Here is a 12769-nt window from a genome sequence, read left to right as displayed (position 1 = left end):
ACAACACGGCCCGCCCACACACGAGCCTGAACGGGCTCACCCCAGCAGCCTTTGCAACCCGCCCCGCGTCGGGGCAAATGGAGAACAGGCTCTGCTCATGAACGAGGGCTTTTGGGGGGCAGGGTCAATCGCCTACCATGCGGTGCTGACTTCCGCGAAGCCCTGCACCTGTCGCTCACGCGGGTTGCAGAGGCTCCAGAGGCGGTCGCCCTGGTGGAGGCCGTGCAGACCCTCATTGCGCCGCACGTGTCACGGGGCAGAACGAACCGGCGCGGCCCGGTCGGAACGGTGAAGCTTGGGCAGGCCGTGGCGGCCGTCGTCGGGGGAATCCTCCACCGGTGGGCCTCAAGCGAACCACGCATGGCCTTCCGGTCCCGCATGAGCGCCGCATTCACCGGGGCGCCTGTGGGGGCGCGGCAGTTCGTGGCGGTGACGGGCGCTCTCATTGCGGCCGGTCTGGTCGGCCATCGGGCGGGTATCTCCTACGAAGCGGAAGGATGGGAGCGCGACGACCCGAAGACCTCGACGCGGCTTGCGGGTCGTTACTGGCCGACGGACGCCCTGCTTCGCCTTGCCGAGCCTTCCGGGGTATGCCCGGGGGACGTCGCGGCGGCTTTCCGCAGCGTGCCGCCCACGACGCCGCCGGTGGTGAAGCATGCGGTGGAGATGCGTGTGCTCGACCTGAAGCGCGGGACGCGGGGGGCGAAAAGACGGATGCCCGTCGCCGTCGAGGACGTGGCCGCAGTGTCCATCCGCGCCGACGTCGAGGCGCAAAACGCGATGGCAGCGCGTTGGGCTGTCACCGGGTGCTGCCCCCCGCGATGGCGTCGGCTCTTTATCGGCGGGTGGACACTCCATGGACGTTGGTACGCAGCCGGGACCGACGGTGCCTACCAGACGATGCCGGAGCGCGAACGCATCGCCACCATCCGGATGAACGGTGAGGCGGTGGCGGAGGTCGACGTCAAGTCCTGCCACCTGTCCATCTTGGCGGCGCTGTCCGGGCAACCGCTACCTCCCGGCGCCGATCCCTACGACGTGCCCGGAGTACCGCGGCCGGTAGTCAAGCGGTGGATCGTCGCGACGCTCGGCAAGGGATCGCCAGTGGTGCGAGTGCCCAGGGGTGCTGGCCGCATCTTCGCCGATCACCATCCGAGGGACGTAGCGCGCGCCGTCGTTGCGAAGCACCCGGTGCTGGCGGACCCGGCGGCGCTGGTCCCTGCCATGCTTGTCGAGCGGCACGGAGACGCGCGGCGCGTGCTGCCCCACTGGCTTGCCGGCATCGAAGCCGAGGCGCTGACTGACGCCATTCGGACACTCCGAGAGGGGCACGGGGTGCTCTCGCTTCCGATGCATGACGGGTTGATCGTGCCGCGCAGTGCCGTGGCGGTCGCCAGGGTTGCACTGACGGAGGCATTCGAGCGGCTGGCCGGGTTCACGCCGGGGCTGACCGTTGAAGGGTCATCGTAGATGCCGGCTCATGGCGCGCTCGGGATTGCTTGAGTATTCCGAGCACATGCTCTGAAATCGCGACATCAACGATGCTAGGTTCTCGCAGGGCTGCTGTTCAGTCAGTCGGATCATGGTCTCCATGTTCATGCGATACCGCGATGCTATCGCGTCCGGCGTTAGGCCCAGACCCAAGCCGATACGCGCACCGAGGTCTTGGAAGTCGGCGGCCCGGCTCTGATAGCTGCGGGCGGTGGCCTCCGAGGCTGGAACATCCGGCCTCGTCCGCATGCAAACGGCAAGCAGCTCGAAGAAGGGTGCGCATTGCATCAATTCGCCGTGGATGTTCAGACCTGCTTGTCGCTGCGCGGGCGTTTGCTGGGCCGCAGCGTTCGGCCCCCACAGCAAGGTCAGAAGGCCAAAGACGATGGCTATCTCTCGAGTCCAGAAGCGCATGGCACTACCCGATCATCAGGTCGAAGGTCTTTCCCGCCCCGTCCTGGCAGACGCCGAAACCGGCGGCGCTCAGGCCCGAGTAGATGAATTCACAGCGCAGCGTGCCGCCTTCCGGGGAGCGAAGCAGCGCGAGCCCACGAGACCCGCCCACCGCGACCGAACTTGCCGTCGCCATGCGGCTCCCCGCGAGCAACGTCCCGAACCCCACCCCGCCCTCGGTCGCCGCGGTCCACCGGCCGACGTACCGCTTCCCGTCAATCACCAACTCCATGGACCCGGAGCCGGTACCGCGGGACGCCTGACCCTCGCCTCCCGAACCGTCGGGCGCCTGGATCGTTAATCGGTGAGCGCACCCAGACAGCAGGGCGACGGCGAGTAACGCAGCGGCAAGACGCATCGGGAGCCCCGTGTGACGGATCGACATCATCGAGGGCTCAAAGGACGGTCGCAACAATCAAGCCGCGGGGGACCAGCTCCACCTTCGCAAGTTCCACTGCAAGTTCGTCCGGCCGGCCTCGCCAGCCATCGCCGTAGCCCGACCCCGCGTTCACCGGGTTGTCGTGCCCGAGGATCGCGTCGGCGGCCTCTGCGGGGACGCGGGCGAAGCGCAGGCGGTCCTTCATGCGGTGCCTCCACGAATGGCCGGCGACCTTGCGGGGGTCTGTCACACCCAGGCCCCGCATCCACCGCCCCAAGCGCTTCGTCGCCGTGGAACTCCGCTTGCCCCACGTACCGACCCCCAAGCCGGGGAACAGGGGCGATCCGGCAGGAAGCGACCGGGCATACGCAACAAAGCCTTCGTGGATGAGCGCGTCGGCGAGCGGGACCAGCCGTTGCGACTGCCGTGTCTTGATCGTCCGGCCCTCAGCTTCCTCATGGACTGCCAGTACCCAGACGCCCCACTCCTCGCGAACGTCACCCGCCGCAGCGTCACAGACCTCGCCGAGTCGAGCACCCGTGAATGCGAGCACCCAGGGCACCCATCGGAGCCACCCTGTCTCACGCCGCGCCGCCTCAAGGAGCATGGCGGCATCACGTTCGTCGAACGGAAGGCGGGCAGCCTTGTTGGTCTTCCTGCCGCGCGGGCTCATGCCGGCGAACGGGTTGGGACCCTCCGGCAGCACGCCATTGGCAATGCCCCACGTCCAGACCGGCCGAAGCGAGCCGATTTCGGCTGTCACAGTCGCCACGCCGACCGTGGCAAGGCGGGCAGTCTTCATGGCGAGAATGTCGGGCTTCCCGATGCGCCCGGTGTCGTCGTGCCCGGCTGCCGCCACCAGGTGGCGCAGCGCTGCCTCTCGCTTCACCATCGTCTTCGGCTGCTGCGGAGAGTCCGCCGCGAAGCGCCGAAGGAGGTCCGCCGTGGTGAGCTTGGGGGCGGGACCGCCAGGCGTCGGCGCAGGAGGCACTGGTGGCGCGGCGTGCGGTGCCGGCAGGGGAAAGCGCGCTCCATCGGGGTCAGTGGACCAGTCGTCGGATGCCCGGCGAATGGCCACCGCGGCGGCGAAGGTCCGCGCACTGAAGATCGCCCGCGCCAAGCCTCGCAGGGTCTCCGCATCGGTGGCGACCCCGCGTTCGGCCAGCGTCGCCCGGGCCTCCGCGACGTCGTCTGGCGTCGGGCTGAACTCGCGCTGATCTTCGACGCTGTCCCCGTGGTCACCCTCCAGGCGATCCAAGAGCGCGTCCTGTGCGTACTCGCGCGCCTTCACGGTGCCGGGGGCGGCCTCGGCCTCCCTGACCGCCTCCCGGTAGACCTCGCCGGCAATCTCGGCGACCTCCCGGGGTGGCAGGCGCGTGAGATTGCCGCCGATCTCGGCGCGGGCCGCTGTCAGGATGGCATCGAAGCGCGCCAGTACCGCTGGCAGCAGCCGCTTGGCTTCCTGCGGGTCCCTGGTGCCCAGCGTCTCGATCAGTTCGCGCTTGCCGACGACGGCGCGGAGGCCCTGCGGCACCGCCTTGCGTGCCCGGTAGACTGCCGATCGCGGACGCTTCGTCGGGCGTGTCATGGTCAAGACCATTTGTACCACCTCGTTGGACCACGAGACGGCGTACAAACCCTTGGATATCCTGAACTTCCAGCCCAATCAACCGCTTAGGGCCGATCTGGCGTCCCCTAGGGGATTCGAACCCCTGTTACCGCCGTGAGAGGGCGGTGTCCTAGGCCTCTAGACGAAGGGGACCCTGGCCGGAGGCGCGCTTCTAGCCCCCTCCCTTGCCGGGATCAAGCGCCCTTCTTCACGACGCGGCGCGCCGCATCCCGCCGTCCTTCCCGGCAGGCATCGGAACAGAACCGCACTTCCTCCCATACCCGCGCCCATTTCTTCCGCCAGGCGAAGGGCCGCCCGCAGGCGGCGCAGGGCTTCTGCGGCAGGTTCGGCTTGTGGTGCGCCATCGGCTAATCCCGCAGCCGGATCTCGCCGGTGCGCCGCCCGCTGGCGGGATCCACCAGCACCACGCGCTCGCCATCCGGGCGCACCACCCAGATCGCCAGCGCCCCACCGGCCGGCGCGATGCCGCCGATCCGGCTGCCCTCGGGCGCGCCCAGCGCCATGTTCACCGGGCGCGCCTCCGGCGCGACACTCGCCGCCCGCTCCGCGGGCGAGACGCCCGCGCGCTGGACGAGCAGCACCACCAGCGTCACGGTGCCCGCGACAATGAGCAGCCCCATCCCGATCACCAATGCCTTGAGCGCCGCCACGCCACCCCCCCAGTCCAATGCCGCCGGGCGCGTCGAAGCCCTCGCCCCGCCCGAGGCCGCCGGCATGCGCGCCGACCGCTTCCTCGCGGACGCGATAGGTTCGCTCTCGCGCTCCCGCGTCAAGGCATTGATCGAGGAAGGGCGAGCGAGCCGTGACGGCGCACCACTCACCGACCCCTCCGAGACCGTGCGCGCGGGCGCACGCTACGCGATCGACATTCCCGCGCCCGTCGCCGCCACCCCGCTTCCCCAGGCCATCCCGCTGACCATCCTGTTCGAGGATGCCGACCTGATCGTGGTGGACAAGCCCGCGGGCCTGGTCGTGCACCCCGCGCCGGGCAACCTCGACGGCACGCTGGTCAACGCCCTGCTCGCCCATGCGGGGGACGACCTGCCCGGCATCGGCGGCGAAAAGCGCCCAGGCATCGTGCACCGCCTCGACAAGGACACCTCGGGCGTGATGGTCGCCGCCAAGACCGAACGTGCCCACCGCACCCTGTCCGAAGCCTTCGCGAATCGCGACCTCGACCGCGCCTACCTCGCCCTCGCCTGGGGCCTGCCCGCGCCCACCAGCGGGGAGGTCGTGGCCCCGATCGGCCGCCACCCCGGCGACCGCAAGCGGATGGCGGTGGTCGAGCGCGGCGGCAAGTCCGCCACCACGCGCTACGCCGTGCAACGCGCCTGGGGGGCGGCGGTGGCTCTGGTGGAATGCCGGCTGCTCACCGGGCGCACCCACCAGATCCGCGTCCACCTGGCGCATATCGGCCACCCGATCGTGGGCGACCCGGTCTATCTCCGCCGCGCCCCCGCCGCCGCCCGCCTGCTGCCGGAGGCCGCCCGCGCCGCGCTGCTCGCCTTCCCGCGCCAGGCGCTGCACGCGGCGACGCTGGGCTTCAACCACCCGGTCACCGGCCAGGCGCTCTCCTTCGCCAGCCCGCTGCCGCCCGACATGGCCGCGCTGATCGCGTTGCTCGATGGTAACGCGCAGTAACCCGACTATTGCACTCGGTTTTTCTTGCGCCGCACCGCCGCGGCCGCTAAAATCTCTGCGTCGGATTCCGAAGGGTGCCAGAAAAGGCGCCCCATCCGGCCCGGCCCGGACGTGACCGGGGCAGGCGGCCCAAGGCGAGGGCCCTGAGGAAGGCTGACGTAAACGAGTTTTCGGCCAGCGCGGGCCCCGCCATCACGGGCGGTCCGGGCAGCCCAGGAGGCAGATGAGACCATGGCTTCCATGTCGATCCCGATGGCGACCGAGGGCAACCTCTCCCGCTATCTGCAGGACATCCGCAAGTTCCCCATGCTGGCGCCGGAGGAGGAACTCGCCCTCGCCCGCCGCTGGAAAGACCACGGCGACGAGAAGGCCGCCCATAAGCTGGTGACCTCGCATCTGCGCCTGGTGGCGAAGATTGCGATGGGCTACCGCGGCTACGGCCTGCCGGTCGGCGAACTGATCTCCGAGGGCAATGTCGGCATGATGCAGGCGGTGAAACGCTTCGACCCGGAGCGTGGCTTCCGCCTGGCCACCTACGCGATGTGGTGGATCCGCGCCGCCATTCAAGAATACATCCTGCATTCCTGGTCCCTCGTGAAGATGGGCACCACGGCGTCGCAGAAGAAGCTGTTCTTCAACCTGCGCCGGCTCAAGGCGCAGATGTCCGCTCTCGAGGAAGGCGACCTCAAGGACGAGCAGGTGGCGAAGATCGCCCATGCCCTGGCGGTGCCGGAGCAGGACGTGATCAGCATGAACCGCCGCCTGGCCAGCTCCGACCAGAGCCTGAACGCCCCCGTGCGCGCCGACAGCGAGGGCGAGTGGCAGGACTGGCTGGTCGATGACGGCGAGAGCCAGGAGACCGAGCTGGCCGAGCGGGAGGACATGTCCAACCGCCGTGACCTGCTCAACGGCGCGCTCAAGACGCTCAACGAACGTGAGCGCCACATCCTGATCGAGCGCCGCCTCAAGGAGGAGCCGACCACGCTCGAGGAGCTCTCGCAGCAATACGGCATCAGCCGCGAGCGCGTCCGCCAGATCGAGGTCCGCGCCTTCGAGAAGCTGCAGAAGTCGATGAAGCAGCAGGTGACGGAGCGCCGCCTGACGGTCGGCTGACCCGACGGGTCCATGGTGTTGCGACGGGGCGGCGGGGCAACCCGCCGCCCCTTTCGCGTCCGCGGGAGGGCATCGCGCCGGCGCTGCCCCAATGCGTCCGCCCGATCCCTGGGCAGCTTCGGGTGTCGCCTTCCCCGCTCGGCGTCGTAACATCCGCCCCGGGCCGCGACGCCGCGCCCGCACCGGAGGATGCCCGCATGACCCGCCCGCCCCGCCGAATCGTCCTGGCAGCGCCGATGATCGCCCTCGCCGGCGCCGCGGCAGCGCAGGACCCCGCCCCAGCCATCCGCCTGTTCCGCGTGGTCTCACAGCGCGATGACATCATCATCGGCCTTACGGCAGCCGAGCTAGCGGCCCTGGGCAGCGGGCCGGAGGCGGAGCGCCTCGGCCGCGCGCTCGCGGGGCAGGGGCAGCTCGGCGCCTGGCGCTACGTGGTCGGCCGCGCGCCGGATGGGTCCACGCGCTACGCCACGACCGCGCGCGTGTCGATCCTGCGGCAGGAGACCTACCGCATCGAACCCTACGCCCCTGCCCTCCCGGTCGCCCCGCCGCCCGGCGGATGACGTCGCGCCGGCCCCTTGCGATGCGCCCGGCCGAGGCCGAGATGCGGGTGGCCAGCACATCGGGGAGGACCGCCATGCTCCGTCGCCACCTGCTTGCCCTGGGCACCGCGGCCGGCGGCGCGCCGCTGCTGCCCCGCCAGGCCTCGGCCACTCCCGCTGGCTTTCGCATCACCTATTTCAACGCCGCCACGCCGGGCTCCGGCCGGGTCGGGTCGCGCGACGTCACCGCTGCGGGCGATGGCACGATGTGGTTCTGCGGCCAGCGCAACGGCACGCTGAACCGGCTCGATCCGCGCACCGGCACCGTGCACCCCATCGACCTGCGCGCGCCGGGGGCGGAACGCGCTGCGCCGCACGGCGTGGTCCGTGGCCCCGACGGCGCCGCCTGGGTGACCGAGGGCGGGCAGAACGCCATCGCCCGCGTCGACCCGCGCGACCACCGCGTGCAGGTCTGGAAGCTGCCCGAGCGCTTCGCGAACGCGAATCTCAACACCGGCGTCTTCGACCACCGGGGCGTGTTCTGGTTCACCGGCCAGAACGGCGTGGTCGGCCGCTTCGTCCCCGCCACCGAGCGCATGGACGTGTGGGAAGCGCCGCGCGGGCGCGGCCCCTATGGCATCACCAGGACACCGCAGGGCACCGTCTGGTACGTCTCGCTGGCCGGCAACCACCTGGCGCAGATCGACATCGAGGCCACCACCGCGCAGGCGCTGAGCGTGCGCATCGTCGAGCCGCCCACGCCGAACCAGGGTGCGCGGCGCGTCTGGACCGACAGCCGCGGCCGGCTTTGGATCAGCGAATGGAACAGCGGCAATGTCTCGGTGTTCGACCCCATGACCAGCCGCTGGGGGGTGTGGCGCCTGCCGGGCGAACGCCCGCGCGCCTATTCGGTCTGGGTCGATCCGACCGACAAGGTCTGGCTCACGGATTTCCCGGCCAATGCCATCCTGCGCTTCGACCCGATGACCGAGACCTTCACCGCCTTCCCCTCCGACCGGGCTGGCGCGAATGTACGCCAGATGGATGGCATCAACGGCGAGGCCTGGGGCGGCGAGAGCGGCACCGACCGGATCGTGCGGATCGAATACGGGGTGTGAGGGGCGCGGCTTCCGGCAGGCCACGCGTGACCGCATGGTCCTCCAGCGCGGCCGCGGCGCTGGTCCTGGCCGCCATCCTGGCGGGCGGCGGCCCCGCTGCCGCACAGGACGGCCGTGCCGCATTCGATGCGCGCTGCGCCTCCTGCCATGCGCTCGGCGCCTCGGCGCCCGCGGGTCCCGGCCCCCATCTGGCAGGGCTGCGCGGGCGGCGCGTCGGCGGCGACCCCGGCTTCGACTATTCCCCGGTGCTGCGCGCGGCGACGGGGAACTGGACGGCGGACCGCCTCGACCGCTTCCTCGCGGATCCCGAGGAGATGTTCCCCGGGCTCTGGATGGGCGGCAACGGCATCGACGATCCGGCCGCGCGCCGCGCCGTGGTCGAATTCCTGATGTCGCGCTGACCGGTCGTACGGCCCGCGCACGGCACGGCGACCCGCGGCCCCGTCCGGCATGAAAAAGGGGGCCTCCCGGCCCCCTTCCCCATCACGCGATGGAAGCGTGCGTCAGCGGATCGGCGGCGCGTAGTGCAGCCCGCCGTTGTTCCACAGGTTGTTCACCCCGCGCGGAATGCCGATCGGGGTGATGTTGCGCTCGTACATTTCGCCGTAGTTGCCGACCTGGCGGATGATCTGCAGCGCCCAGTCGTTGCTCAGGCCCATCGACCGGCCGAGGTCGCCCGAGCGACCGAGCAGGCGCTGCACGTCGGGGTTCTGGCTGGTGCGGGCCATCTCCTCGACATTGGCGCTGGTGATGCCGAGCTCCTCCGCGGCGATCTGCGCATACAGGCTCCAGCGCACGATGTCGAAGTAGCGCCAGTCGCCCTTGCGCACCACGGGGCCGAGCGGCTCCTTGGAGATGATCTCGGGCAGCAGCACGAAGTCGTTCGGGTTCTGCTGCGTCGCGCGGAAGGAGGCGAGCGAGGAGGCGTCGTTGGTGTAGGCGTCGCAGCGGCCGGAGGTGAAGGCCGTGCGGATTTCCTCGACGTTCTCGATCACGACCGGGGTGAAGCGCATCCGGTTGGTGCGGAAGTAGTCCGCCAGGTTCAACTCGGTGGTGGTGCCGGGCTGCACGCAGACCGTCGCGCCATCCAGCTGGCGGGCCGAGGTCACGTTGGCGCTGCGCCGGACCATGAAGCCCTGGCCGTCATAGAAGTTGATGCCGGCGAAGGCGAGGCCAAGCGAGGTCTCGCGCCCCAGCGTCCAGGTCGTGTTGCGGACCAGGATGTCGAGCTCGCCCGACTGCAGCATCGGGAAGCGCTGCACCGAGGTGTTCGGCACGAAGCGCACCTTGGTCGCATCGCCCAGGATGGCGACGGCCACCGCACGGCAGGTGTCCACGTCGAGGCCGCGGAACTCGCCGCGGCTGTCGGGCAGCGCGAAGCCGGCGGAGTTGATCGCGACGCCGCAGACCAGCGACCCGCGGGCGCGGATGGCGGCGACGGTGTCGGGGCCGGCGGCGCCCTGGGCCAGCGCCTGGCCCGCGAAGGCGAAGACCGCAGCCGCGGCCACACCCGCGATGCGGGTGCGAAGTCCTGTCATGTTGATTGTCTCCCGTTGTTGACCCTGGAGCCGCCCGAGTTTGAGCGGCCTCGGCACAGCATGCCCGGCCTCGGGATCGTGCGCCAAGAGGGTGTCTGCGGGGGGCTGTCAGTTCGCTTGCGCAAGAATTGCGTCGGCCATCTTCTCGGCGGTCATCAGTGTCGGGAAGTTGGTGTTGGCCGAGGGGACGACCGGAAAGACCGAGGCATCGACCACCCGCAGCCCGTCCACGCCCCGCACGCGCCCGGCCGCATCCACCACCGCCATCGGGTCGCCATCCGCCCCCATGCGGCAGGAACAGGAGGCGTGCCACACGCCGATGGTGGCCTTGCGGATGAAGGCCTCCAGCGCGTCCTCGTCCTCCATCACTTCCCTGAACCGGAACCCCTCGATGACGAAGCGGTCGATGAAGGCCGATCGCAGGAAGCCAGGCCCATCGAGGAACTTCGCGATGACCGAGGTCAGGATGCGGTTCTTCGTGTTCACCACGCCGATCCGCCGCACCCGGTCGGAATACGCCGCCGGGAAGGGATCGGTGGTGACGGCCGCGAGCGGCGGGCTCAGCACCAGCGAGGCCGCGAGGCGGAAGCCGATCATCAGCCGCTCGAGGTCGCGCCGGTCCGAGAGCAGGTTGAACTCGACCTCCGGATGCTCCCGCCAGTCGGTCGACTTCAGCAGAACCTGGCCGCGCTGCGAGTAGGTCTTGTTCACCCAGGTCAGCATCGAGGCCACCTGCTCGCCCACCGCATGCCAGGCGGATTTGCTGGCCACCGACATGAACATGTCGCCTGCCGGCGCGCCCTCGATTCCCGAGGAGAATCGCAGCCCGACCAGCATGTGCCGGCGCAGATCGGTGCGGTTGAGCCGCGCCTCCGGCCGGATGAAGGACGACAGCGAGATGGCCGGGTGGTCCATCAGCCCCTGCCCCACGCCGGGCAGGTCGGCGCGCACCTCGATGCCGCGCTCGCGCAGGTGGCCCGCCGGGCCGATGCCCGCGCGCATCAGGTGTGCAGGGGAATGGATGGCGCCGGTGGACAGGATCACCTCCCGCCCGCGGAACTCCTGTTCCTGGCCGCGCACCAGCGCGCGCACGCCGACACAGCGCGTGCCCTCGAACAGCAGGCCCATCACCTGCGTCTCGGTGCTGATCGTCAGGTTCGGCCGCGCGCGGGTCTGCGCATCGAGATAGCCGATCGCGGCCGAGACGCGCGTCTCGGTCACGTTCACGGTCAGCGGGAAGAAGCCGTCCTCGAAGGCGCCGTTCTGGTCGGGCAGCGCCTTGAAGCCGGCCTGGCGGAAGGCTTCCGCGGCGGCCTTGGAATGCAGCGGCCACTGCGCTTCCGGGATGCGCCGCACCGGGATGCGGCCATCCTTGCCATGCCATTCATTGTCGAAGTCGAGGTCGCGCTCGACCTTCCTGAAGTACGGCAGCACCGCGTCCCAGTTCCAGCCGGCCGCACCGCGCGCCTCCCATTCGTCGTAGTCGTGCGGCGCGCCGCGGTTCGCCATCTGCCCGTTGATCGACGACCCGCCGCCCAGCACGCGGGCCTGTTCGTACTTGCGCAGCGGCGGCTTCTCGGTCGGGTTGTTGTGCGAGACGACCTGGGTGCGGACCTTGAGTTCGGTCCAGTGGAAGCGAGGGTCGAAATAGGCCTGGCCCGGATAGGTATCGAGGATGGTGGCCGGCACCTGGCCGGGCGGGGTATCCACGCCGGCCTCGCAGAGCAGCACCTTGTTGGCCGATGGCGTGGACAGGCGATGCGCCAGGACCGAGCCGGCGGAGCCGCCGCCGATGATGATGTAGTCGTACAAGGCCGGTTCCCCCCGAAAGCCAGAGCGCGGAGAAAAGACCACCGCCGGGCGCTTCGCGGAAGGGGGCGCCTCGGCCGGCGGACGCGTGGAACAGCCGGGCGATCCCTCGCCCGCCCGCCCTCCCCTGCCCCGCGCCGCGCCGGTTCGCGGCATCAGGCCGCCCGCAGCGCCGCCATCGCCTCCGCCGGCGCGTTCAGCGCCGCCCAGAGCAGCGCCCCCGCCGTGACCGTCGCGCCCTTCAGCTCCTGCATCGGCACCAGCGCGCGCGTATCCGCCGCGGTCAGCAGGTAGCGCAGCGCGCTGCCGGGCTCGTCGAACCCCGCCACCAGCCGTACGGCCGGAATGCCGTGCCCAGCGAAGTTCGCGTGGTCGGAATTGCGCATCAGGGGCACATGCACGCCGATCGGCAGCCCGGCCTTCGCCGCCGCATCGCGCAGGAACGGCCCGAGTGCGGCGAAGCCGCTGGTCAGCGCCGTGAGCCGTGCCCCGCCGGCGATGGAATCGAGGTTGATGTTCACCGCCATGCGCGCGCGGACTTCGGCGGGCAATGCCGCGAGCCAGGCGCGCGAGCCGGATAGTGCCCATTCCTCCGCCCCGAAGATCGCGACCGTCAGCCCGCGCGGGCAGCCCTCGACGAGCGGCGCCGCCGCGCGCGCGAGGCACAGCGCGGCGGCGAGCCCCGTCGCGTTGTCGATCGCGCTCTCGCCCATCGGATGGCCATCGAGATGCGCGGAGAGCACCACGCGATCAGGCCCGCGCCCGGGCAGGTCCAGCACAAGGGTGGGCGTCGTCGCCGCATGATCCTCGCCCTGCAGCGTGATGCGCACGCGACGCCCCTCGGCCAGCAGCGCGCCGGCCTCGGCGCTGATGCCGAGCGCGGGGATGCCCTGCCCGCCATTGCGCCCGGAGGATCCCGACACCGCGCCCACGCCCGGTTCCGGCTGCACGATCAGGAAGGCTGCCGCACCGGCCTCCTGCGCCCCGGCGAGCTTCACGCGGCGATGCACGGTCCAGGCGGCGAAGGGATATTCATGGCGCGCCAACACGGCGCG

General features: G+C 70.6%; 14 protein-coding genes and 1 tRNA gene. 6 read left to right on the top strand and 9 right to left on the bottom strand.

Annotated features, from left to right (window positions below):
* The first annotated feature begins 360 nt into the window (after positions 1–360).
* Positions 361–1470 carry a hypothetical protein gene (locus HW578_RS15210; protein WP_198371398.1) on the top strand — a complete coding sequence of 370 codons (1110 nt, stop codon included), beginning with the start codon at positions 361–363 and terminating at the stop codon, positions 1468–1470.
* Here HW578_RS15210 and HW578_RS15205 read toward each other — a convergent pair.
* The 6 genes from HW578_RS15205 to HW578_RS15180 all read right to left on the bottom strand — a co-directional run bounded on the left by HW578_RS15205 (position 1462) and on the right by HW578_RS15180 (position 4573).
* The gene (locus HW578_RS15205; protein WP_198371397.1) at positions 1462–1905 is read right to left on the bottom strand and encodes a hypothetical protein; all 444 of its coding nucleotides are present in this window, start codon (positions 1903–1905) and stop codon (positions 1462–1464) included. The two genes, HW578_RS15210 and HW578_RS15205, sit on opposite strands and share 9 nt — an antisense overlap.
* A gap of 4 nt (positions 1906–1909) precedes the next feature.
* On the bottom strand, positions 1910–2176 hold the full coding sequence (locus HW578_RS15200) for a hypothetical protein (protein WP_198371396.1): 267 nt from the start codon (positions 2174–2176) through the stop codon (positions 1910–1912).
* 163 nt (positions 2177–2339) lie between these two features.
* On the bottom strand, positions 2340–3923 hold the full coding sequence (locus HW578_RS15195; RefSeq protein ID WP_198371395.1) for a DUF6538 domain-containing protein: 1584 nt from the start codon (positions 3921–3923) through the stop codon (positions 2340–2342).
* 86 nt (positions 3924–4009) lie between these two features.
* Positions 4010–4085, bottom strand: a tRNA-Glu gene (locus tag HW578_RS15190).
* A 41-nt stretch (positions 4086–4126) separates the two neighbouring features.
* Complete coding sequence (locus tag HW578_RS15185) at positions 4127–4297, bottom strand: DUF2256 domain-containing protein (protein ID WP_198371394.1); 171 nt, start codon at positions 4295–4297, stop codon at positions 4127–4129.
* Positions 4298–4300: 3 nt separating this feature from the next.
* Positions 4301–4573: a hypothetical protein gene (locus HW578_RS15180; protein WP_198371393.1), complete on the bottom strand. Its 273-nt coding sequence runs from the start codon at positions 4571–4573 to the stop codon at positions 4301–4303.
* On the opposite strand from HW578_RS15180, the gene HW578_RS15175 reads away from it, so the two are divergent.
* The 5 genes from HW578_RS15175 (at position 4560) to HW578_RS15155 (ending at position 8768) form a co-directional block, all read left to right on the top strand.
* Positions 4560–5594, top strand: a complete 1035-nt coding sequence (locus tag HW578_RS15175) for an RluA family pseudouridine synthase (RefSeq protein ID WP_198371392.1) — start codon at positions 4560–4562, stop codon at positions 5592–5594. The genes HW578_RS15180 and HW578_RS15175 overlap by 14 nt on opposite strands.
* 231 nt (positions 5595–5825) lie before the next feature.
* Positions 5826–6707: an RNA polymerase sigma factor RpoH gene (gene rpoH, locus HW578_RS15170; protein WP_198371391.1), complete on the top strand. Its 882-nt coding sequence runs from the start codon at positions 5826–5828 to the stop codon at positions 6705–6707.
* A gap of 197 nt (positions 6708–6904) precedes the next feature.
* Positions 6905–7270, top strand: a complete 366-nt coding sequence (locus HW578_RS15165) for a hypothetical protein (protein ID WP_198371390.1) — start codon at positions 6905–6907, stop codon at positions 7268–7270.
* Positions 7271–7344: 74 nt separating this feature from the next.
* Positions 7345–8367: a Vgb family protein gene (locus HW578_RS15160; RefSeq protein ID WP_198371389.1), complete on the top strand. Its 1023-nt coding sequence runs from the start codon at positions 7345–7347 to the stop codon at positions 8365–8367.
* Positions 8368–8393: 26 nt separating this feature from the next.
* On the top strand, positions 8394–8768 hold the full coding sequence (locus HW578_RS15155) for a c-type cytochrome (protein ID WP_198371388.1): 375 nt from the start codon (positions 8394–8396) through the stop codon (positions 8766–8768).
* A gap of 102 nt (positions 8769–8870) precedes the next feature.
* Here the strand turns inward: HW578_RS15155 and HW578_RS15150 are convergent, their stop codons facing one another.
* The 3 genes from HW578_RS15150 to HW578_RS15140 all read right to left on the bottom strand — a co-directional run.
* Entirely contained in the window at positions 8871–9905 is a 1035-nt protein-coding gene (locus HW578_RS15150; RefSeq protein ID WP_198371387.1) for an amino acid ABC transporter substrate-binding protein, read from the bottom strand.
* A gap of 108 nt (positions 9906–10013) precedes the next feature.
* On the bottom strand, positions 10014–11717 hold the full coding sequence (locus HW578_RS15145) for a GMC family oxidoreductase (RefSeq protein WP_198371386.1): 1704 nt from the start codon (positions 11715–11717) through the stop codon (positions 10014–10016).
* A 152-nt stretch (positions 11718–11869) separates the two neighbouring features.
* Positions 11870–12769: M28 family metallopeptidase (locus HW578_RS15140; protein WP_198371385.1), on the bottom strand; the 900-nt coding region annotated here is incomplete at its 5' end.

Source organism: Roseomonas rosulenta (assembly GCF_016106005.1).
Classification (GTDB): Bacteria; Pseudomonadota; Alphaproteobacteria; order Acetobacterales; family Acetobacteraceae; genus Neoroseomonas; species Neoroseomonas rosulenta.
This window is presented reverse-complemented; position numbering and strand designations above follow the sequence as displayed.